Source organism: Mesorhizobium sp. AR02, from assembly GCF_024746835.1.
Classification (GTDB): domain Bacteria; phylum Pseudomonadota; class Alphaproteobacteria; order Rhizobiales; family Rhizobiaceae; genus Mesorhizobium.
In genome coordinates, this window is sequence record NZ_CP080531.1 from 759,906 (window position 1) to 781,171 (window position 21,266).

Consider the following 21,266-nt stretch of genomic DNA (forward strand, 5'->3'; position numbering starts at 1 on the left):
CCTTTGCTATTGTCGAGAATTCAAAATCAAGTCCGCCGCCTTTTCAGCGATGGCGATGGTCGTGATGTTGGTGTTGGCGGCGACGATCGTCGGCATGATCGAGGCGTCGACGACGCGCAGGCCCTGCACGCCGCGCACGCGGCATTCGGCATCGAGCACCGCCAGCGGATCGCCGTCGGCGCCCATCTTGCAAGTGCCGGAGACATGCCAGCCCGACCAGACGGATTGCTTGACCCAGTCGGCGATCAGCTCTTCATTGCCGAGCATCGCCTGGATGCGGTCGGTGGTGCCGAACTTGCGCTTGAGCAAGGTCTCGCGGAAGAAGGGCGCGTAGTCGAACAGGTAGGCCGCGGTCGCGGTCTTGACCCAGTTCGATGGCTTGCGGACGCTGAGCGCTCGCGCCTCGTCGCTGTAGCCGGCCAGGAACCAGGTGTTGACGTGCTGCTGGACATCGGGCGATTGCATGATCTTGCAGATGCGCCTGAAGCCATCGACCAGGCGCATCAGGTCGCGGCCGTCGGAGGCCATGTTCAGATCGACGATCGGTTCATCGGTCTGGACCGCAGACTTCAACGTCACCGTGCCGCGCGAATAGGATTTGTTGACGCAGACATTGAGCGCGCCCATCGCCTTGCCGAGCGGATGCCAACCGGCGCGGTTGACCGGCATCAGCAGCATGTCGCCCGGATGGCAGTCGGCATAGTTGGAAGAATATCTGACGCCCAGGAAGATGTGGCGCCGCTGACCGGGCTTGAGCCGCGCGGATTTCTTGAAATGCGCGCCGACGGCTATATGCGGATGATCGGTCAGGTTCTCGCCGACGCCGGGGCGATCGGCGACCACTTCGATGCCCAGCCGCTTCAGCTGCGCCGCCGGCCCGATGCCGGCACGAAGCAGGATGGCTGGCGAATGCAGGGCGCCGGCTGAAACGATCGTCTCGTTGGCGTTGTAGATCTGTGTGCGGCCAGCGATCGTGACCTCGACGCCGGTGATGCGCGTCCCCTTGGTCACCAGTCTCTCAACGAAGGCATTGGCGAAGATGTGCAGGTTCTTGCGCGCGCGCGCCTCGGCGTCGAGATAGCCGATCGCCGTCGACACGCGGCGGTCGTTCTCGTTCGACAAAGGCAGCGGGAACGAGCCGTCCTCGAAACTGCCATTGTAGTCCGGCCGGTAGGGATATTCGCTTTCCGTCTGCTTGAGCACGGATCTGGTGAAGCCGGCCCAATCCTTTGGAAAGACGCGGCGGATCGGAATCCGGCCGGTCTTGTTGTGAAGCTCGCCATCGAAATCGAGATCGCGCTCGAGCTTCTTGAGGTAGGGCAGCATGCCGTCCCATCCCCAGCCGGGCAGGCCGAGACCTTCCCATTCGTCATAGTCATGCGGCAGGCCGCGCACGGCGAACTGGCCGTTGATGCTGGAGCCGCCGCCCATCACCTTGGCCTGTTCGAGCTTGGCCGTCTTGACCACCTGCGCATTTTGCTTGGGCGAGCGGTTGAAGACGCGCAGTTCCGTCCAATGGTATTTCGGGTCGAAATAGGAGAGGCCGGGATAGCTGTCGGCGATCACCTCCGGGACGTCGTCCGGCGGCGTGTCGGGTCCGGCTTCGAAAAGCGCGACCTGTTTCGTCCCGTTCTCCGAGAGACGGCTGGCGAGCACGGCGCCTGCCGAGCCGCCGCCGACAATGATGTAATCGAATTGCATGTGCTTGCGCTCGCTCAGGCGTAATTGGCCCAGATGGCCTTCTGGCGCAGGAACGCCTCGATGCCGGCACGGCCCATATCCTTGCCGAAGCCGGATCCCTTGTAACCGCCGGCCGGATAGGTGAACTCCGGGCCGCGCCCGTGCTGGTTGATCCAGACCATGCCGGCCTCGATCGAATCCGCTGCCTTGAGCGCCTTCTTCAAATCCGTGGTGTGGACGCTGGCGGCGAGCCCGTAGACCGGATGCGCCGCCTGAGCGAGGCCTTCCTCGAGATCAGCAAAGGTGCGTACGGTCAGCACCGGACCAAAAAACTCTTCCTTGAAACCGATATTGTCGTCGGAGACATTTTCGAGGATCGTCGGGGCGTAGAAACTACCCTCGTTGCGGCCTTCCAGCACCGTGCCGCCGGTGACCACCGAGGCGCCCTCGCCGATGCTGGCGCGGACCATCGTATCGATGTGCTCGAGCTGCTTGCGGCTGATGATCGGCGCGAAGGTCGTCGCCTCGTCCCAGGTCGGGCCAGCCTTGATCACCTTGGTCCGGGCGATGACGCGTTCGACAAGCTGATCGGCAATCTTGTCCTCGACGATCAGCCGCGAACCGGCCGTGCAGACCTGGCCGGCATTGTCCATGAATGCCGCCGCGACCCGGCCGGCCACGACATCGATATCACCGGCATCGGCCAGCACCAATTGCGGACTCTTGCCGCCGAGTTCAAGCGTGACGGGTTTGATGCCGGACTGGGCGGCCAGCGTCATGATGGCCACACCGGTCTGCGTGGAGCCGGTAAAGGAGATTTTCAATATATCGGGATGGCGCACGATCGCCGCTCCCGTCGTGTGCCCGTAACCGTTGACGACATTGAACAGGCCGGCCGGAATGCCGGCCTTGGCCGCGAGCTCCGCCAGCGCCAGAAGGCTGTGCGGGGTCAGCTCCGAGGTCTTCATCAGCACCGCATTGCCGGCGGCCAGCGCCGGGGCGAATTTCCAGGCCGCCGTGATCATCGGGAAGTTCCAGGGAACGATCGCGCCGACAATGCCGTAGGGCTCATGCTTGACGATGCTGAGCGCATTCGCCTCGGTCGAAGTGACCGTGCCTTCGATCTTGTCGCAGAATTCGGCGTAGTAGCGCACGACGCCAGCGGTGCGGACCGCGTCTCGAGCAATCGTCATCGAGATCAGCCGGCTCGATCCCATCGCTTCCAGTTGGCCGAGATAGGTCGCGTTCTCCTCGATCAGCGCCGCGAGGCGCATCAGCGCGGCGGCACGATCGCGTGGCGCGATCTTCGCCCAGCGGCTCTGCGCCAGCGCCTTTTTGGCGGCATCGACGGCTTGCTGCACCGCCGCTTCGCCGCCATCGGTGATCACGCCCATGGGCTGGAGATCGGAGGGGCGGAGAACCTCGATTTCCGCGCCAGGCAGTTCAACGTACTGCCCGCCAATGTGATGGCCCCTGGGGACGGCGATTGTGGCCGGATCGAAACTCAGTGTCATTGATGTCTTCCTTTTGCGGCCAGCTCGAAAGGGGGGCGCATTCGACGATGTCCGCTTGACTGTTTGCGTGAAGCGGCGTGCCGTCAGCACGCCTTCTCGGCTTCACGCGCCTCGAGGAACGGGCGAAGCAGATCCGCCGATTCATGAAAGCGTCCGACAAATGTCTTCAGACGCGGATGTTCGGGATGAAGCAGCACCTTGGCAGGCGGCCCCTGCTCGGCGACCAACCCCTGGTCGAGAAACACGACCCGATCGGCGACTTCGAAGGCAAAGCCCAGTTCGTGGGTGACGATCACCATGGTCATGCCGCTCCTGGCCAGTTCGACCATCGCCTTCATGACTTCGCCGACCAGTTCGGGGTCGAGTGCGGAGGTCGGCTCGTCGAACAGCATCACCTTGGGCTGCATGGCCATGGCTCTGGCGATCGCGACGCGCTGCTGCTGGCCGCCGGAAAGCTGGCGCGGATATTTTTCGACGTGCTGCGCCAGCCCCATCAGGTCGAGAAGCTTCAGCGCCGTTTGACGCGCCTGCTCCTTCGGCTCTTTCTTGACGATGACCGGGCCTTCCATGACGTTTTCGAGCGCCGTCATATGCGGGAAGAGATTGAACTGCTGGAAGACCATGCCGGTCTTGGAGCGGATGCGGTTGACCTCCTGGGCCGGTATCTGGGCGCCCTTGCCATCGGCCTGCCTGTCGAACAGCGTCTCGTCACCGATGACGATGCTGCCGCTGGTCGGAATGTTGAGCAGGTTGATGCAGCGCAGCAGCGAGGTCTTGCCCGATCCGCTGGCACCGATCAGGACGACCACCTCGCCTTCGACGACCGAGAGGTGGATGCCGTTCAGCACACGCTTGTCGCCGAACTTCAGGCAGATGCCATCCAGCCGCAGGACAGGCTTGTCGCTCTTCTCCGGCACGGCAGAGTTGGTTTGGGTGGTGCTCATTTTACGCTGGCCCGCTCTTTTCGAGTTTCCGGGACAGCAGCGTCAGCGGCACCAGGATGATCAGGAAGATGGCGCCGACGGCGGTGTAAACCTCCATCGGCCGATAGGTGAAACTCGAGATATAGCTCGCCTGATAGAGAAGGTCCGGAACCGTGATCATCGACAGCAGCGTCGTGTTCTTCATCTGGATGATCGACTGGCCGGCGAGTGGCGGGATCATCTTGCGGAAGGCCTGCGGCAGGATGATGCGGCGCATGCGCTGGCCATAGGACATGCCGATGGCGGTTGCCGCATCGGTCTGGCCTGGGTCGACCGACTGGACGCCGGCGCGCAGGATTTCAGCGTAGAAGGAGCCGACATAGCAGCTCAGCCCGATGAAGCCGGCCCAGAATTTCGTGACATTGATGCCGGCGAAGATCGGGAAGGCGTAATAGACCCACAGAAGCGTGACGAGCAGCGGAATGTTGCGGAAGAACTCGACATAGATCTGGCCGAGGACGACCAGCGGCTTGAACGTGCTCAGTTGGATAAGCCCGATGAACAGGCCGATCAGCATGCCCGCACCGATGGTGATGACGGTGAAGTAGAGCGTCATCAGCAGGCCCTGCCAGAGCAGCCCGATATTGTTGGTTATGACTGTATAGTCGAACATGGCGTCCTCACTGGTTCGATGCACGTCCAGTGGTGGCCTGACCGCCGCACCAGGCGGCGGTCAGGCTGTTGCGATCAGAAGGAGAAACCTGCCGGAAGGATCGACAGGTCGATGCCGCGGGCTTCCCAGGAACGGGCAAGCTTGCCCTGGGCGAGGCCGAGCGAGCGCTCCTGCAGGATCCAGTTGGTCAGGAAGTTGATGAAGCCGGCATTACCGGGCTTGCGGGCGACGGCCAGCGTTGCCGGATTGCGCAGGATCGGCTCAGGCAACGAGACATTGCCGATCTTCTGGTTGGTGATCTGCAGCGCATCGAAAATGGAGAGCACGACGCCATCGGCGCGGCCGGCTTGCAATTCCATCAGCGCCAGGCCACGATCTTCGACCGGCGTGATCTTGGCCTTCGGCAGCAGCGCTTCGGCGACCACCTGCATGGTGCTGCCCTTCTGCACGACGACGGTCTTGTCCGGCGAATTGAGCTCGGCCCAGGTCTTGACCGGCTTGCCGGGAGGCGTCAGCACGGCCCAGGCGTCGGTGAACAGCGGCTCCCAGAGATAGTCGACGACGAGGCCACGCTTCGGGTTCGGATTGACGCCGATGGCGATATCGATCTTGTTGGCCTGGAAGTCGGCGGCCAGATTGCCCCAGGTCGTCTCGACAGGTTCGAGCTTGACGCCGAGCTGGGTTGCGATCTCGCCCAGGAATTCGTAGTAGAAGCCGCTCCACTGGCCGGTGGCCGGATCCTTGATATAGCCCGGCTCCTCGCCGGTCATCACTGGCACCTTGAGCACACCGCTGGCGCGGATCTGGTCGATGACGGCGGACGGATTGTCGTCCGCGGAAGCCGCGATCGGCGCCGTGAGCAGGCCAAGGCCAATGGTCAAAGCGGCCATGAACGTACGCATTACTGTCAATTTCATGTCATTCCCCTTTTCTGAGTTTTTGGTGATTACCGGGCTAGAAATCCCTTCGAGAGAGGGTCGCCCTTCTCGAAGTAGATCGTCTGGGTCGAGGTGATGAAGGCCGAGCCCTCGATCTCGATGATCATCGCCTCGCGGCCTTGCTCCTCGACGCGCCGTTGCAGGCGCGCCTCGAACGGAATGCCGAAGATGTTCCGGGCGTGGTAAGTCTGGTCGGGACCGATCAGCCCCTTCTCCAGCAGATAGGTCAGGCGCGCCGACGTGCCGGTGCCGCAAGGCGAGCGGTCGAACTTGTTGGATTCCAGGACAAGAAAATGCGTCGCCGAGTGCTCGCTGTCGGCATCGTGGAACAGCACGCTCGGCGCGGCCGCGCCCGCCAGCAGCGGCAGGTCCTTCGTCGCCGCCTTGATCGCGGCCTTGATCCTGGCGCCGGCCAGCATCAGGGCCGATGCATTGTCCGGGACCAGCTTGAAGCCGAGTGGCGCAGCATTCACCAGCGCGTACCACATGCCGGCATAGACAATCGCGGCATCGACCTTGCCGACACCTTCAACGGAGACGCTCAGGTGCTCCAGTCCGACATAGCTCGGGACGTTGGCGATCCGCACGCGGTCCAGCGAGCCGTCTTCGTTCCAGATCAGGTGAACGGTCACCACTCCGGCTGGCGTTTCCAACGTGAAGCTGTCGCCCGTTTCGACAGAAATCTGGCCTGTGAAGGCCAGCGTCCTGGCAAGGCCGATCGTGCCGTGACCGCACATATCGAGATAGACATAGGACGAGATGAAGAACGCGCCATAGTCGGCGACTTCAGAGGCGACCGGCACGAGACCGACCATGGCGGCATGGCCGCGCGGCTCATGCAGCAGTGCGGCGCGCAGATGGTCGAAGTGCTGGCGGAAATGGTCCCGCTTCTCCCGCACGCTCGAGCCGGAGAGTTTCGGAATACCACTTAGGATGACGCGCGTCGGGTGGCCGGCTGTGTGGGAATCGATGACGCTGAACGCTGACGAGAAGCTGGACACGAACTAGCCCTCTCCGAAGGCGTCGCGAATGCCGGCCCGCATGCTCTGCCAGATTTCCCGGATGAGGTTTTCGGTCATCGCCTTGGCGCTTTCGCCATCGCCTGCGGTGATCGCATTATAGATGCGGGCGGTGTCGTCCAGCGACAGCTGGATGATCTTCGGATCTTGCTCATAGGCGTGATAGCGGTAGCGCAAGGCCTGCTTTTCCAACCCGCCGAGCAGGCGCGTCAGCGTCTTGTTGCCGGCCAGCGTGTAGGTCAGGAAAGAGCCGCGCACGTCGACGATGAAGAACTGCCTTGCATCGTTCCTGGCCTGGGCCTGCTTCAGCTCCGACAAAAGGTTCTTGAACTCGGCCTTCTTATCGATGTCGGCGGATTCGGCCGCCTGCTTGGCGACCAGCCCTTCGAGTTCGATGCGGCAAGTATAGACCTCGTCGAAATCGCGTTGCGACATCGGCGAGACCCAGATGCCGCGCCTGGCCTCGCGCATCACCAGACCGTCGCGCTCGAGCAGCCTCAGCGCCTCGCGCACCGGCGACCGGCTGACGCCGTAGCGCGCGGCGACCATTTCCTCGGTCAACCGTTCCCGCGACTTGAGGCGGCCGAAGATGATCTCTTCCTCGAGCATCTCGGCGAGATTCTCCGGGATGGCGACCGACAATTTCTGGATGCGCGCTAAAATCATGTCGACACCATACTGTATACAATGTACAGGTCAAGCCATCGCGGAAACTTTCTTGTGACGTGCAATCTGCCGGCGGCTTTCCGCGCCCCGTCGGGCTGAAAGGGCCAGGACATGTATCCAGAGACGATCGAGCTGCTGATTGACGGCGTGTGGTGCCAGGGGGCGGACGGCAAGTCCGAACCATTGATCAACCCCGCCACCGAGGAGGTGCTGGCCAGCGTGCCGCATGCCACACAGGCCGATCTCGACCATGCTCTCGCGGCCGCGCTCAAAGGCTTCAAGCTGTGGAAGACGATGACCGCGATGCAGCGCTGGGCGATCATGGACAAGGCGGCCGACCTGATCGAGCAGCGCAAGGACACCATCGCCCGCATCCTGACGATGGAAAACGGCAAGGCACTGGCCGAGGCGACTGGCGAGGTGCAGTTCGCGGCGGACGCGACCCGCTGGTATGCGGAGGAAGGCAAGCGCGCCTATGGCCGCATCGTCCCTGCCCGGCTGCCCGGCGTGCGGCAGATGGTGTTCAAGGAGCCGGTCGGCCCGGTCGTCGCCTTCGCCGCCTGGAACTTCCCGGCCAGCAATGTCATCCGCAAGATCTCGGGCGCGCTCGGCGCCGGCTGCTCGATCATCCTGAAGCCGGCGGAAGAAACGCCGGGAACCGCCGTCGCCATCGCCCGCTGCTTCCAGGACGCCGGACTGCCGGCAGGCGTGCTGAACATCGTGTTCGGCGAGCCGGCCAAGGTCTCGTCCTATCTCATCGCCTCACCGATCCCGAAGAAGGTTTCGCTGACGGGGTCGACCGCGGTTGGCAAGCTGTTGCAGAAGCAGGCGGCGGACACGCTCAAGCGCTGCACCATGGAGCTGGGCGGCCACGCCCCGGTCATCGTCTATGAGGATGCCGACCTCGACAAGACGCTCGATACGGTCGTTACCTTCAAGTTCCGCAATGCCGGCCAGGTATGCACCTCACCGACCCGCTTCTATGTGCATGAGGCTGTCTATGACCGTTTCATCGACGGTTTCGCCTCGCGCGCCGAAAAGCTCAAGATCGGCGACGGCCTCGACACGAGCGTGCAGATGGGCCCGATGATCGCGCCGCGGCGGCTCGACGCCATGGACGGTTTCGTCAGCGATGCTACGGCGAAGGGCGCGAGCGTCGTCACCGGCGGCAAGCGGATCGGCAACAAGGGTTATTTCTACGGGCCGACATTGTTGAAGGACGTGCCGGATACGGCGCGCATCATGTCGGAGGAGCCGTTCGGGCCGATCGCGCCAACCACCACCTTTTCAACCTTCGACGATATGATCGAGCGGGCGAACGCCCTGCCTTACGGCCTGGCTTCCTTCGTCTTCACCCGCAATCTCAGCCTCGCCCAAAAGACCGAGGCGGCGCTGGAGGCCGGCATGGTCGGCGTCAACCACATGATGGTGTCGACACCGGAAACGCCGTTCGGCGGCGTCAACGAATCCGGCTATGGCTCGGAGAGCGGTATCGAAGGCCTCGATGCCTATCTGCGGACGAAGTTCGTGACTGAGATGTAAGGCGGCGGGCCGCTACACGCGGCGGCCCGATCTAGAGACTGGGGCCCAGCTCGATCGGGCTGCCGTCGCTGAACCGGGCTTGACGGAACCTGTGAAGATTATGTCCGATCTCGTTTCCCTGGACGAGGTCGGACACGATACGGCCCATCCCGGGTCCGATGCCGAAGCCGTGGCCACTCATCCCGGTGGCGATAACGAGACCCGGAATTTCAACGGCACGATCGACGATTGGGACGACATCCGGCATCGCATCGATCATGCCCGCCCAGCTCGCCTTGATCGGCACTGCCTTGAATTGTGGGAAAAGTGCCGTGAATTCGCGGTCGATATCACGCAGCGCCGAGGCTTTGGGAGCGGGATTGAGGATGCGCATCCGTTCGAACGGGCTTTCCTCGTCCGCGTTCCATTTGCGTGGGGTTGACCAGCTGTCCGGATAGCCTCGCGGCGCCGCCGGCAAATAGTGGGTGCCAAAAGGATTGGCCATCAGGGCGGGACCGTATTTGCGCGCGTGACGAAACGCGTCAGGCCCGACATAGAGCTGATTGGAGCCTCCCGATGCGAGCGTATAACCGCCATCCTGCCGGCGCCGGAATGCGATATGGTCGTCGGCGACGGCGCCCGCATGGATTTCGGGCATGGGTTCGGTCGCGGCGACGGTCGCCCTGACGCTGAGCTGCGGGATGGAGACGCCGTGTGCGCGCAGGAAGAGCGACGTCCACGCACCGCTTGCCACGACAGCGTTCGAGGTGGCGATACGACCCTGCTCGGTCCAGACGCCGCCGATGCGTCCAGCCGATATGTCGAGCATACGCGCCGCACAATTCTCGATGATCGTGACGCCCTGTCGGGCGGCCAGGCGGGCAAGCGCGGGCACCGCGACCCTGGGCTCGGCGCGCATGTCCGACGGGGTGGTCATTGCGCCCTTGAAGGAGCGCGACATGGCCGGGATCAGCTTGGCTGTCTCGCCTTGGTCAAGGAGACGCGTGTCGACGCCGTGGATCTCAGCGATCTTCAGGAATTTGGCGAAGCCGGCCATCTCCTTGTCGGTTCGCGCAAGATAGGTGACGCCCGTCTGCTTCAGTCCGATGTCCTCGCAGCATTCCTCGGCCAGTTGACGCCACAGGCGTTGCGCTTCGATGACAACAGGCAGTTCAGCGGCATCGCGACCCTGCTGCCGGATCCAGCCCCAGTTGCGCGACGATTGCTCGCCGGCGATCCGCCCCTTTTCCACCAACGTCACTGAAATGTTCCGTCGCGCCAAGAACAAGGCCGTCGTCACGCCGATGACGCCACCGCCGATGATCACAACCTCCGAAGCCTTCGGCAACGGCGCTTGAAACTGGATCGGCATGGCCTCGGTGAACGGAAAACGTGTCAAGGAAGACGGCCCTCTTAGTATTCACGGCGGTGCCGGCTCTCGCTGCCGGACTGGCCGCTTGCGTGGAATGTCGGCGATGCGTGACAGAACTGATAGGGGGCGAGCTGGAGAATCTGTGCGTCAATGCGGTGAATTGTTTGTGCCAGCGAATGTCGCCTCGACACTCCTCGCATGAACTTTGGCGGCAACGCCGCAAGCGCCCAGCGACGCCAGTAGCGGCACCGCCTGTCAGGCACAGTGCGACGGCGCCATTGGCCCCTTGAAGGGGCAAGTCGGACACGCGTAACATTGCACCATCAGAACTGAGTCTGCTTCATTCGTCCGGGCTAATGTCCGGATTGGACTGGATATTTCCTTGGCAACGGATGCAACCAGCGGCGCGGCGAAGCGCGGCAAATCGTTTGCCCATGTGGCGGAAGCCTCCTGGGGCAAGGGCCTCAGCACCTTGCTGCGTATCGTGCGCATGACGCTGCGCCATCCCTGGCAGGTTGCGATCACCCTCGTCTCGACCTTCATCGCCGCGACGCTGCAGCTTTTCATTCCGCGCCTCCTGGGACGCGCCATCGACCAGGCGCAAGGCGTGATGGCCGCGGGTGCCGGCACCGCTGCCGAACAGGCGCTGTGGAACACGGCGCTGACGCTGCTGGTCGTCAGCATCCTGCGCGGCCTCTTCACCATGGCGCAGAACTACTATGGCGAGGCGGTCGGCCACCGGACCGGCTATGAGCTTCGCCTGGCTTTCTACGAGAAGATCCAGCGGCTGAGCTTCGCCTACCACGACAAGGTCCATACCGGTGATCTCATCACGCTCGGGCTGCTCGATCTCGACGGCGTGCGCATGTTCTTTGCCACCGGCATCCTGCGCGTGGTGCTGCTCGGCGTGCTGATCGGCGTCGGCGCCTATCTCCTGATCAGCACCGACCTCGTGCTTGGGCTGCTCAGCCTGAGCTTCGTGCCGTTCGTCGCCTGGCGCTCCTCGGTGACCCAGCTCAAGCTGCGCAGCACCTGGCTGACGCTGCAGGAGCGGCTGTCGGTGCTGAGCCGGGTGATGGACGAGAATCTCGGCGGCATCCGCGTCGTGCGTGCCTTCGCCGCGCAGCGCCATGAGCTCAAAAAATTCGACCGCGCCAAGCAGGATGCGCTGGAGCTGGCCAATGAGCGCGTCGACATCCGCGTCTCCAACACCAGCGCCATGAACTTTTCCTTCCTGGCCGCCATGGGGCTGGTGCTGTGGTTCGGCGGCCAGAAGGTGATTGCGGGCCAGATCAGCGTCGGCACGCTGGCGCAGTTCCTCACCTTCATGACCATCCTGCAGATGCCGGTGCGCCAGCTCGGCCTGATGGTCAATTCGTTCGCGCGTGCCTCGACCTGCGGCACGCGGCTGTTCGAACTGCTCGACACCGAACTCGACATCAAGGATGCGCCCGATGCCAGGGATCTCGTCATCACCGAGGGCGTGCTGCGTTTCGACAATGTCGGCTTCCGCTATGAGGGCGCGGGCGACCGCCAGACCCTGACCGGCATCTCCTTCGAGGCCAGGCCCGGCGAGACGATCGGCATTGTCGGCCCGCCGGGCAGCGGCAAGTCGACGATCGCGCATCTGATCCCACGCTTCTACGACGTGACTTCAGGCGCGATCACCATCGACGGACAGGACATCCGAAAGGTCACGTTGCAGTCGCTGCGCAAGGTGGTCGGCGTCGTGCAACAGGACGCCTTCCTGTTCACCACCTCGATCGAGAACAACATCGCCTATGGCAACCCCTGGGCGCGCGAGACCCGCATCGGGCAGGCAGCCGAGTACGCCCAGCTGCACAACTACATCATCGGGCTTCCGGCCGGCTACACCACGGTCGTCGGCGAACGCGGCGCGTCGCTTTCCGGCGGCCAGCGCCAGCGCCTGACCATTGCGCGCAGCCTGATGCTGCGGCCATCGGTTCTGGTCTTCGACGATTCCACCGCGGCCATCGATGCTGGCACCGAGCAGCGCATCCGGGCGGCGATGAAGCGCTTCGCCAAAGATCGCGTGACGCTGATCATCTCGCACCGGCTGAGTTCGCTGATGCATGCCGACCAGATCCTGTTCGTCGAGGGCGGCCGCATTGTCGAGCGTGGCACGCATGAGGAACTGCTGGCGCTCGGCGGGCGCTATCGGGCGCTTTACGACCTGCAACTGCGGCCGGACGACGACCGGCTCGAGGGAGCCGCGTGATGTCGACGCAGGACGACGACGAGAAAGACGACAAGAGCGGGCGGCCGACCAAGGCGGTCGTCGGCTCGCATCGCGACGAGGAAGAGGTTTTCGGCAAGGCCTATGATCCGCGTATTGTCAGGCGCATCTGGAGCTTCGTCAGACCGTATCAGGGCCGGATCTTCATCTCGGTCGCGGCGGTGCTGGTGTTCACGCTGACGCAGCTGGCGATTCCGCTGGTCATTCGCTACGCCATCGACCACGGCATGGCTCCGGGCAGGCTCGACCGCTCGGTGATGATCTCCGCGATCGTCACGTTCACCGTGATCATCCTGATCAACTACGCCGCCAGCCATGTGCAGGAGAGCGTCGTCGGCAAGGTGGCCGAAAACGTGCTGTCCGACTTGCGCCGTGCCATGTTCAGCCATCTGCAACGTGTGTCGCTCAGCTTCATGGACAAGACCGAGGTCGGCCGGCTGATGTCGCGCCTGCAGGGCGACGTCAATTCGATGCAGGAATTCCTCGAAACCTCAGTCATGTCGGTGGGCGACATCGTGCTGCTGTTCGGCATCGTCACCGTGCTTTTGTGGCTCGATTTCCGGCTCGGATTGCTGACGCTGTCGACCATGCCGGTGCTGTTCATCGTGCGCCTGTTCTGGCTGCCGCGCGCCAAGGTCGCCTTCATGGCCGCGCACGAGACCAATTCCATCGCCAATGGCGCTCTGGCCGAAGGCATCCATGGCGTGCGCACCGTGCAGAGCCTGGAGCGCCAGCACGTCAATTTCGAGCTCTATGACGAGAAGGTGCTGGCCAATCTCAACGCGCATCTGCGGTCGGCCAGATACGCGCAGGTGATGGTGCCGATCGTCGACACGCTGACCGGCATCGCCATGGCGACGGTCATCGTCGTCGGTGGTTCGATGGTGCTGTCGCACAGCCTCGATGTCGGCGTCATGGTGGCGTTCCTGTTCTACATCCAGCGCTTCTTCGACCCGATCCGCTCGCTCACCATGCAGTACAGCGTCATGCAGCGCGCCATGGCTTCGGGCCAGCGCATCTCCGAAGTGCTCGACGTGCCGGTGGATGTCAGCGACAAGGAAAATGCGCTGACGCTGTCGCGCGACATGGACGGCTCGGTCGAGTTCAGGAACGTCACCTTCGGCTACCGGCAGAACCAGCCGGTGCTGAAGAACATCTCCTTCCGCGTCAACCCGGGCGAGACGGTCGCCCTTGTCGGCCCGACCGGGTCGGGCAAATCGAGCTCGATGGCGCTTGTGCACCGCTTCTACGATGTCTGGTCGGGTGAGGTGCTGGTCGGCGGCCATGACGTACGCGACCTGACGCAGGATTCACTCGGCGACCAGGTGGCGATGGTGCTGCAGGAACCGTTCCTGTTCTCCGGCACGGTGTTGGAGAACATCCGCTATCACAAGACATCAGCCAGTCGCGAAGAGGTCGTCCGCGCCGCACAAGCCGTCGGCGCGCACGACTTCATCGAGCAACTGCCCGATGGCTACGACACCGAGCTCGAGCAGCGCGGCGGCAACCTCTCGCTCGGCCAGCGCCAGTTGATCAGCTTTGCGCGCGCGCTGGTCGCCGACGCCAAGATCCTCGTGCTCGACGAAGCCACGGCCAGCATCGATTCCTACACCGAGATGCTGATCCAGAAGGCACTGATCAAACTGCTGGAGGGCCGCACCGGGCTGGTCATCGCCCACCGGCTGGCCACCATCCGCGGCGCCGACCGCATCATCGTCCTACAGAATGGCGAGATCGTCGAGAGCGGCAACCACGAACAGCTGATGCAGAGGAAGGGTCTCTACGCCCGCCTCTACAACATGAATTACGCCTCGTTCGACGACATTTCGCAGGAAGAGATGGGAATGGACGCGGCGGTCGGCAAAGCGACGTGACTGATGCAGGTTAAGGTCGCAGCGGGGCAAGCTCGCAAGGACGATGGCGCGTTGTATTCAGCCAAGCGACAGGCAGCTATGTCCTATGGATTGTGGTCGCAGCGCCTTAGTAGGCAGGCCGGCTATAGGTCGAAAGATCGTTGTTCAGCCGGTCGAGCAGATCGGGCATGTTCCAGAACGAAAGCCCGTGCCGCTGGCGAAGGGCGCGGGCCGATCGAGTGCGGGTTCCAGCAGCAATATCGGGGGACATCGCGGTTCACGTAAGGATCAGGCCGGCCAAAACGACTGTAAGGACAAGCGAGAAGGGTACAGCAAGAAGCCAACGAGCCTCCAAAATGCTGTTGTGACGATCGTCCATTAGCTCGTGCCTCTTGATTTATTTCTCCACACTATAACGGAGTGCGTAACCGAGAGGTTCCGGGTTCGATGATGACCTTCGTTGTTAGTACCAGCGTCCACGGCCGTAGAAGCCGCCGCCTCCTACCAGAAAAACTATGAGAACGATGACCAGAATTGTGGTGATGTTCATATGCGCCTCCTGAGCGCGCCCGGCGGCGTTCGCCGTTCGCGGCTCTTGCCCTGTAGGGCATGAATTGTTCCTGTCACTTTGACATCCACCAACGTTCCGCGCGGCATTCTTGTTCCAGTGGATCTTTCAGGCATGACCGGCCCCAACGGAACCGCTGGCCCCACCTCGGCTGGAAAGGTTTCAGAAACCATGTCCGGGTTCACCAAGGAACCAACCGGCCTGACGATTTCTTTAGCTGCATGAAAAAACCTGGCACGCTCGGAACGGAAGATCACGACCACACCGGTTCGGTCCGCACGCCGCCCGAATTTCCATCCCAACATCGGGATGCTGAAGGCGATTTCGGCGGTCGATTTGGATATGGGCATCCCGCTCACAAGCCGGATCCCTTTGCCACATACACGTTTTCGGCGGGGGCTGTTCGTCCTCTGCCGCTCGATAAAAAGAAGAGATGGCGCTAGCCTGCTGTGCAAAAACCCTATGAAACAGCCTATTTCGCCAGGAAGCACGGGATCACACAGGCCCAGGCACGACGGATCACCAAGGACTTCGGCCCCTCACGTGTCAGGTGCGACACAGCCGCCCAGGATCTGAACTTGGCCCTGACATGGCTCATCGACTTGCATAAGCGTCGGGCAGCATCCGTGTCTTCGATATCGAAGGAATAGCTGATTCTGGACGCAGACTACCAAAGCCGATGCATTGGTCTTGGCACAATCAGCGAAGCCACTTCCTGAACCTCGCGGCTTTATTCCGGACAAATGCAGCAGCTGCCGCATCAGACGCCCTTCGCGATGGCCCATTCGCTGCAATGATGAACTTGGCATCTTTCAGCGTGAGACCGTACTTCTTTGCAAAGTAGATTGCTCCATAAGGCTCGTCTTGGGGTATGCCCGCGTTCGTGTAGGCCATTTGTGCCTCGCATGACGGATAGCCTGGCTCGGCTTCGGCCACGCTCCAGTCTGGCTACATCAACCTTCGACAACAGCCGATGGTTCCGATCAGACGTGGAACCTCCGGCCATCGCCAAGGTTTAGATCCCTGATGTTCGAAGGTTTTCAGCTTGAGACAATCCGGCTGCCCGAAGCCACGCTTCGGGTCAGATACGGTGGCTCTGGACCGCCGGTCCTGCTTTTGCATGGCCACCCTCGTACACATGCCACCTGGCACCGCGTGGCGCCGCTTCTCGCCCACACCCATACAGTGGTTTGTCCTGACCTTCGCGGTTTCGGGCAGTCATCAATTCCCGAGGACAGCCATGATCATGCGGGCTCATCCAAGCGCGCCAAGGCAAGAGATTGTGTCGCGCTCATGCACCATCTGGGTTTTGGCCGATTTGCCGTCGCCGGGCACGATCGCGGAAGCTACACCGCTTTCCGGACGGCGATGGATAATCCAACCGTGGTAACGCATCTCATCGTTCTAGACGGCATTCCGATCCTGGAAGCCCTTGAGCGATGTGACGCCCACTTCGCTGCCGAGTGGTGGCACTGGTTCTTCTTTGCCCAGCCCGACAAGCCGGAACAGGCGATCATGGCCAACCCCGAGGCCTGGTATGGCGGCTCCGTTGATCAGATGGGGGCGGAGGCGTTTGCGGATTACAGGGCGGCAATTTTCGACGCTCGTGTCATCCATGGGATGGTCGAGGATTATAGGGCAGGCCTCTCAATCGACCATCTGCACGACGCGGATGACCGGAGGGCGGGCCGGCGGGTCCTATGTCCCACTATGGTTCTATGGTCGATCCGCGATGATCTGGAACGGCTTTATGGCGATGTTCTCGGCGTATGGCGCCCGTGGACGAAAGGCTTGCAAGGTAAAGGCATCGACTGTGGACATCATATGGCTGAAGAGGCACCAGAGGCGCTCGCTGCGGAGATACTTGCCTTCCTCCATCACACCTAGATTCGAGGTCTATCCTCCAGACGCGTTGGCCAGTCAGTCAGACTAGGGAGCCCTACGTCACTCGGTTAGCCAGAAAGCAGGCCTTCGAGCTTGGTGGTCAGTTCTTCAAAGCTGAACGGCTTGCGAAGGACGGCACGGTTGCTGAAACCTTCGCGCATGTCGCGGCCGGTGTTGCCGGTCGAATAGATGAACGGCACGCCGCGCTCAGCAAGCGCGTCGGCCACGGTATTGCTGTCGTCGCTGTCCAGATTCATGTCCAGCATGGCGGCATCGAAAGCCTGCGTTTCGATAAGGGCGATCGCCTTTTCTATCGTGGCGGCTGAGGTGACGGACTCGCACCCAAGATCGCCGAGCATGTCCTCAATCATCATCAGGACCAGAATCTCGTCCTCGACAACGAGAAAGCGTCGGCCAGAAAGCAGTTTATCCATCGCGAATTCCCGGTAGCGGAATGTTCATCGTGCAGATCAACCCGTCCGGGCGATAGTCAAGTTGCACAGTGCCTTCGAGTTCGTGGGTCAGGCCGCGCTCGATCACGCGCGAGCCGAACCCCTGTCGCGACGGTGACGTAACCGGCGGACCGCCCTGCTCTCGCCAGGACAGGATCAACCTACGGCCCTCCGACATCGGCTCGATCGTCCAGTCGATCCGGATCGAACCCTTGTCATTGGAAAACGCACCGTATTTCACCGCGTTGGTGGCGAGTTCGTTGAAGGCAATGCCGAGCGCCAGCGCCGCTCTTATCGAGAGGCGGATGTTCTCGCCTGATATCACCAGGCGCTCCGTCCGTCCGTGGCTGACGCCAAACGGTTCCAGGGCGTCGTGGAGCACATCGAGCAGCCCTGCGCTATGCCAATTTTCACGGGTCAGCAAATTGTGCGATCGGGAGAGCGCAAACAGCCGGGACTCGACCGCTTCGCGGATCGCCTTCGGATCGGAATTGGCTCGCGATGCCTGCCAGACGATCGACTGCACCGTTGCCAGCGTGTTCTTCACGCGATGGTTCAGCTCGTCGATGAGCATTTTGGATTGTGCCTGCTCCTCCTTGTGTCTGGTCAGGTCGACGAAGGAGGTAAAATATTGGACGATGGCGCCGCTCTTGTCCTGGACGGGACTGGCGAAAAGCGCCGCCCAGAATTCGCTGCCATCCTTGCGCCTGTAAAGGATTTCCGTACCCGCCTCCACATTGGCTTCAAACTCGACCTTGATGCGTTTCAACGCCCCGGCGTCGGTGCCGTCCGCCATCAGGAAATTGAAGGGCTGAGCGAGGACCTCTTCCCTGGCGTATCCGGTCAGGGCGAGGAAGGCGTCATTGGCGAATATAATGGGATTGCCGGGCTCTTTCGCGTCGGTGAAAACCATGGCCATTCGTGTTGTCTCGGCGGCGACCACGAACGGGCCAAGGTCGTGCTGAAAGCCCTCGACTTCGGCTTCGGCATCCTGCTGCTCTACGGACTTGTCTTTTATCTTCGGCATGTTGAAGATCGATCCTGCCCTTAGCGCAAACCGATCTTGCAGCTTATCCGACCTGAGGACTCCGCGCCATAGACACGACGTTTTGTGCCCGCGCCGGAACCGTTCCGGGGCGCAAAAGCGTCACCCCACCAAGGCCATTTCGGGGCGTCTTGATGCCTCGCGGATCGCCTTGTGCACGCCGCGCTGCAAATCCATGAAGGCCGGGGTTTCCATCACCTCTTCCCGACGCGGGCGCTCGATGTCGACATTGAAGGTCTGCATGATGCGTCCCGGGCCGATCCCCATGACGACGATCCGGTCCGACAGATAGACCGCCTCCTCCACATCATGCGTGACGAAGAGCACGGTCAACCTGTGTTCCTCCCAGATCTGGGTCAGCAGCTCCTGCATCTGATGCCGGGTCAGAGCATCGAGCGCGCCGAAGGGTTCATCCATCAGCAGCATCTTGGGACGATAGGACAGCGCGCGCGCAATGGCGACGCGCTGTTTCATGCCGCCCGACAGTTCGGACGGATAGCGGTCGGCACTCTGCGACAGCTTGACGAGGTCGAGATGCTCGAGCGCGATCTCGCGGCAGGCCGTGCGATCGTAGCCGGCGGCCTTGAGGGCGAACTCGATGTTCTGCCGCGCCGTCAGCCAGGGAAGCAGCGTGTAGGACTGGAAGACGACGCCACGGTCGAGACCCGGCTGCAGGATCGGCGCGCCATCGATGCTGAGATCGCCGGCGTCGAAGTCCTGCAGTCCGGCGACGATCGACAGCAGCGTGCTCTTGCCGCAGCCCGACGTGCCGACAAGCGAGACGAACTCATTGTCGGCAAGATCGAGGTTGATGTCGCGCAGCACTTCCGTGCGCCGCTCTCCCGTGCCGAAGCTCTTGTCGAGGCCGGCGATGCGCAATTTGGGAACAGTCATCGGCGGTTCCTCATTGCGAGTGGCCATCCTGCCGGAACAGCACCTTTTCCAGGGCCTTCATGACCTGATCGGTGATGAGGCCGAGCACGCCCAAAAGCAGGATGTAGCCGATGATGGTGTTGGTCTGGAAATAGCGCTGCGACACGGTGATGCGATAGCCGAGGCCAGATGTCGCCGCGACAAGCTCGGCCAGCACCAGCCAGGTCCATGCCCAGCCGAGGCTGATGCGCAGCGTGTCCCAGATGCCCGGCAAGGCGCTGGGCACGACGATGCGCGTCAAGATCTTGCGGTCCGGCAGGCCGAGCGTGCGGCCGAGGCCGATGAAATCGGTGGGAACCCGTTTCACGTTGTCCATGATCATCAGCACCTGCTGGAAGAAGGTGCCGATGAAGATGATCAGGAATTTCTGCGTGTCACCGGTACCGGCCCACAGGATGGAGAGCGGCACGAAAGCGACGACCGGCATGTAGCGGATGAAATCGACCAGCGGCTCGATACCAGCCTCCCATGAGCGGAAACTGCCGATCAGCACGCCGATCGGGATCGACAAAGCCGAGGCGATGAGGAAGCCGATGGAAATGCGATACGCCGAGGCGCTGAGGTCCACCCACAACGTGCCGTCCGTGGCGAGCTTGGCGATCTGGGTCGCGACGCTGCCGGGCGACGGCAGGAAGATGGGTTTTACCCATTCCAGCCCGGTCGCCGCCCACCAGGCAAGGCCAAGCCCGACAAAGACCGCCACCGCGATCATCAGGAAACGCGACCTGGCGATGGGCACGCCGATCCCGGAGGATCGGCGGCGCCTCGCCTGTTTCGTGACCGGCCCTGATGAGGGAAGAGCCAGACCCGTTTTCGCGGGGGGCTTTGCGGACATCTGCGCTACCACCGCGATCCGGCCTTGGTCATTGCGCCGCCTTGACGAAGGACGGGTCGATCATCTGCTCCGGCGTCACATCGGCCTGCAGCAGCTTGGCGTTCTTGGCGGCCGCTTCGACATCGGCGAAGGTCTTGGTGGTGAAATCGCCGGTGAGCACCGTCTTGTTTTCGGCGAGCGAGTAGTAGCGCACGCCGTCGAAGGCGGTGTTGAGGTCCTTGACGTCGGAACCGACCGCCTTGGCGATGATGGCGCGGCCACCGGGCGTGTCGGCATTATAGTCCTTGAGTGCGGCGTCCCAGCTCTTGATCATGGCCAACACCTGGCCGGGTCGCGACTTGATCACCTCGTCGCGCACCACCAGCACGTCGCTGATCAGGCCGGGATCCTCGCCGGCGGTGAACAGCAGCTTGACGTCCTTGTTCTGCGCCATGGCGACGGTGAGGTATGGTTCGTAAGTGACCGCGACCGGCACCTGACCCGCGATCAGCGCGCCGCCGGCGTCGGACGCCGGCATCGGAACAGCTTTCACATCGTCGATCGACATGCCGTTCTTGGCGAGCGCGTATTTGAGCAGGATGTCGCTCGTCGTGCCTTCCTCGAAGGCGACCTGCTTGCCCTTGAGGTCCTTGATGGAGGTGACGTCCTTGCCGGCGATGATGGCGTCGGCCGTCATGGAAACATCGAGCAGCAGCACGATCTTCACCGGCAGGCCGGCGGCAACCATGCCCATCGCCGTGTGGGTGGCGATGTTGGCGGCGTCGAGCTGGCCGCTGGCGAGCGCGGCGTTGATGTCTTTGTCCTCGGCGAAGTTGACGATCTGGACGTCCGACAGGCCGTTTGCCTTGAACAGGCCCTTGGCGTCGGCGACATGCCACTGGCCATAGCCGAGCCAGGGCTCGATGCCGATCTTGAACGATCCGGCCTCGGGCGTCGTGGGAATGGCCGCATCGGCCGCGTGGGCCGCCGGCGCGGCGGCGAGCCCGATGGCGGCGGCCATCATGAGCGCGCGAAATTGTCCTGCTAGGTTACGCATCATCTAGTTCCCCTTGATGATCAGACCGCTTTTTTACCCAGGCATCCGGTCTGGTGAGACTGTGGGGTTCTGCTCTCGCGGCACTGTGCCCCGGCGT

Annotated in this window: 18 protein-coding genes; 4 read left to right on the top strand and 14 right to left on the bottom strand. The window is 62.5% G+C overall.

Annotated elements, in window-relative coordinates; all coding sequences use genetic code 11:
• Positions 1-6: 6 nt before the first annotated feature.
• The 7 genes from DBIPINDM_RS08245 to DBIPINDM_RS08275 form a co-directional block, all read right to left on the bottom strand.
• Positions 7-1,701 (bottom strand): GMC family oxidoreductase, encoded by a 1,695-nt coding sequence (locus DBIPINDM_RS08245; protein WP_258585276.1) that lies wholly within the window; start codon positions 1,699-1,701, stop codon positions 7-9.
• A gap of 14 nt (positions 1,702-1,715) precedes the next feature.
• Positions 1,716-3,194 (bottom strand): aldehyde dehydrogenase family protein, encoded by a 1,479-nt coding sequence (locus DBIPINDM_RS08250; protein ID WP_258585277.1) that lies wholly within the window; start codon positions 3,192-3,194, stop codon positions 1,716-1,718.
• A gap of 83 nt (positions 3,195-3,277) precedes the next feature.
• Positions 3,278-4,138, bottom strand: coding sequence for an amino acid ABC transporter ATP-binding protein (locus DBIPINDM_RS08255; RefSeq protein ID WP_258585278.1), 861 nt, complete (start codon positions 4,136-4,138; stop codon positions 3,278-3,280).
• Between the two features lies 1 nt (position 4,139).
• Positions 4,140-4,790: an amino acid ABC transporter permease gene (locus DBIPINDM_RS08260; protein ID WP_258585279.1), complete on the bottom strand. Its 651-nt coding sequence runs from the start codon at positions 4,788-4,790 to the stop codon at positions 4,140-4,142.
• Positions 4,791-4,864: 74 nt separating this feature from the next.
• Positions 4,865-5,707, bottom strand: a complete 843-nt coding sequence (locus DBIPINDM_RS08265) for a transporter substrate-binding domain-containing protein (protein ID WP_258585280.1) — start codon at positions 5,705-5,707, stop codon at positions 4,865-4,867.
• Between the two features lie 29 nt (positions 5,708-5,736).
• Complete coding sequence (locus DBIPINDM_RS08270) at positions 5,737-6,729, bottom strand: proline racemase family protein (RefSeq protein ID WP_258585281.1); 993 nt, start codon at positions 6,727-6,729, stop codon at positions 5,737-5,739.
• A gap of 3 nt (positions 6,730-6,732) precedes the next feature.
• Positions 6,733-7,413 carry a GntR family transcriptional regulator gene (locus tag DBIPINDM_RS08275; protein ID WP_258585282.1) on the bottom strand — a complete coding sequence of 227 codons (681 nt, stop codon included), beginning with the start codon at positions 7,411-7,413 and terminating at the stop codon, positions 6,733-6,735.
• Between the two features lie 111 nt (positions 7,414-7,524).
• Here DBIPINDM_RS08275 and DBIPINDM_RS08280 point away from each other — a divergent pair, with 111 nt between their 5' ends.
• Complete coding sequence (locus DBIPINDM_RS08280; protein ID WP_258585283.1) at positions 7,525-8,955, top strand: NAD-dependent succinate-semialdehyde dehydrogenase; 1,431 nt, start codon at positions 7,525-7,527, stop codon at positions 8,953-8,955.
• Positions 8,956-8,986: 31 nt separating this feature from the next.
• Here DBIPINDM_RS08280 and DBIPINDM_RS08285 read toward each other — a convergent pair whose 3' ends face one another.
• Entirely contained in the window at positions 8,987-10,333 is a 1,347-nt protein-coding gene (locus DBIPINDM_RS08285; RefSeq protein ID WP_258585284.1) for an NAD(P)/FAD-dependent oxidoreductase, read from the bottom strand.
• 355 nt (positions 10,334-10,688) lie between these two features.
• Here DBIPINDM_RS08285 and DBIPINDM_RS08290 point away from each other — a divergent pair, with 355 nt between their 5' ends.
• Positions 10,689-12,545: an ABC transporter ATP-binding protein gene (locus DBIPINDM_RS08290; protein WP_258585285.1), complete on the top strand. Its 1,857-nt coding sequence runs from the start codon at positions 10,689-10,691 to the stop codon at positions 12,543-12,545.
• Positions 12,545-14,437, top strand: coding sequence for an ABC transporter ATP-binding protein (locus DBIPINDM_RS08295; protein ID WP_258585286.1), 1,893 nt, complete (start codon positions 12,545-12,547; stop codon positions 14,435-14,437). The genes DBIPINDM_RS08290 and DBIPINDM_RS08295 overlap by 1 nt, the downstream gene beginning before the upstream one ends.
• 525 nt (positions 14,438-14,962) lie before the next feature.
• On the opposite strand, the gene DBIPINDM_RS08300 is transcribed toward DBIPINDM_RS08295, so the two are convergent.
• On the bottom strand, positions 14,963-15,334 hold the full coding sequence (locus DBIPINDM_RS08300; RefSeq protein WP_258585287.1) for a hypothetical protein: 372 nt from the start codon (positions 15,332-15,334) through the stop codon (positions 14,963-14,965).
• Positions 15,335-16,010: 676 nt separating this feature from the next.
• Between DBIPINDM_RS08300 and DBIPINDM_RS08305 the strand changes: the two genes are divergently transcribed.
• Positions 16,011-16,871: an alpha/beta hydrolase gene (locus tag DBIPINDM_RS08305; RefSeq protein WP_258585288.1), complete on the top strand. Its 861-nt coding sequence runs from the start codon at positions 16,011-16,013 to the stop codon at positions 16,869-16,871.
• A gap of 65 nt (positions 16,872-16,936) precedes the next feature.
• On the opposite strand, the gene DBIPINDM_RS08310 is transcribed toward DBIPINDM_RS08305, so the two are convergent.
• From DBIPINDM_RS08310 to DBIPINDM_RS08330, 5 genes are all read right to left on the bottom strand, one after another.
• Complete coding sequence (locus DBIPINDM_RS08310) at positions 16,937-17,302, bottom strand: response regulator (protein WP_258585289.1); 366 nt, start codon at positions 17,300-17,302, stop codon at positions 16,937-16,939.
• Positions 17,295-18,347 (bottom strand): HWE histidine kinase domain-containing protein, encoded by a 1,053-nt coding sequence (locus tag DBIPINDM_RS08315; protein ID WP_258585290.1) that lies wholly within the window; start codon positions 18,345-18,347, stop codon positions 17,295-17,297. Before DBIPINDM_RS08315 ends, DBIPINDM_RS08310 begins: the two co-directional genes overlap by 8 nt.
• A 120-nt stretch (positions 18,348-18,467) precedes the next feature.
• A complete protein-coding gene (locus DBIPINDM_RS08320) occupies positions 18,468-19,259 on the bottom strand; it encodes an ABC transporter ATP-binding protein (RefSeq protein ID WP_258585291.1) in 792 nt (263 codons plus the stop codon).
• A 10-nt stretch (positions 19,260-19,269) separates the two neighbouring features.
• Complete coding sequence (locus DBIPINDM_RS08325; protein ID WP_258585292.1) at positions 19,270-20,037, bottom strand: ABC transporter permease; 768 nt, start codon at positions 20,035-20,037, stop codon at positions 19,270-19,272.
• A gap of 124 nt (positions 20,038-20,161) precedes the next feature.
• Positions 20,162-21,169 carry an ABC transporter substrate-binding protein gene (locus DBIPINDM_RS08330; RefSeq protein WP_258589219.1) on the bottom strand — a complete coding sequence of 336 codons (1,008 nt, stop codon included), beginning with the start codon at positions 21,167-21,169 and terminating at the stop codon, positions 20,162-20,164.
• Positions 21,170-21,266: the final 97 nt, after the last annotated feature.

Coding starts and splice junctions, on each gene's coding strand:
- DBIPINDM_RS08315 (WP_258585290.1), bottom strand. CDS start 18,347: ATGCCGAAGATAAAAGACAAGTCCGTAGAGCAGCAGGATGCCGAAGCC.
- DBIPINDM_RS08245 (WP_258585276.1), bottom strand. CDS start 1,701: ATGCAATTCGATTACATCATTGTCGGCGGCGGCTCGGCAGGCGCCGTG.
- DBIPINDM_RS08275 (WP_258585282.1), bottom strand. CDS start 7,413: ATGATTTTAGCGCGCATCCAGAAATTGTCGGTCGCCATCCCGGAGAAT.
- DBIPINDM_RS08260 (WP_258585279.1), bottom strand. CDS start 4,790: ATGTTCGACTATACAGTCATAACCAACAATATCGGGCTGCTCTGGCAG.
- DBIPINDM_RS08280 (WP_258585283.1), top strand. CDS start 7,525: ATGTATCCAGAGACGATCGAGCTGCTGATTGACGGCGTGTGGTGCCAG.
- DBIPINDM_RS08255 (WP_258585278.1), bottom strand. CDS start 4,138: ATGAGCACCACCCAAACCAACTCTGCCGTGCCGGAGAAGAGCGACAAG.
- DBIPINDM_RS08310 (WP_258585289.1), bottom strand. CDS start 17,302: ATGGATAAACTGCTTTCTGGCCGACGCTTTCTCGTTGTCGAGGACGAG.
- DBIPINDM_RS08305 (WP_258585288.1), top strand. CDS start 16,011: ATGTTCGAAGGTTTTCAGCTTGAGACAATCCGGCTGCCCGAAGCCACG.
- DBIPINDM_RS08300 (WP_258585287.1), bottom strand. CDS start 15,334: ATGCCCATATCCAAATCGACCGCCGAAATCGCCTTCAGCATCCCGATG.
- DBIPINDM_RS08330 (WP_258589219.1), bottom strand. CDS start 21,169: ATGCGTAACCTAGCAGGACAATTTCGCGCGCTCATGATGGCCGCCGCC.
- DBIPINDM_RS08320 (WP_258585291.1), bottom strand. CDS start 19,259: ATGACTGTTCCCAAATTGCGCATCGCCGGCCTCGACAAGAGCTTCGGC.
- DBIPINDM_RS08295 (WP_258585286.1), top strand. CDS start 12,545: ATGTCGACGCAGGACGACGACGAGAAAGACGACAAGAGCGGGCGGCCG.
- DBIPINDM_RS08250 (WP_258585277.1), bottom strand. CDS start 3,194: ATGACACTGAGTTTCGATCCGGCCACAATCGCCGTCCCCAGGGGCCAT.
- DBIPINDM_RS08265 (WP_258585280.1), bottom strand. CDS start 5,707: ATGAAATTGACAGTAATGCGTACGTTCATGGCCGCTTTGACCATTGGC.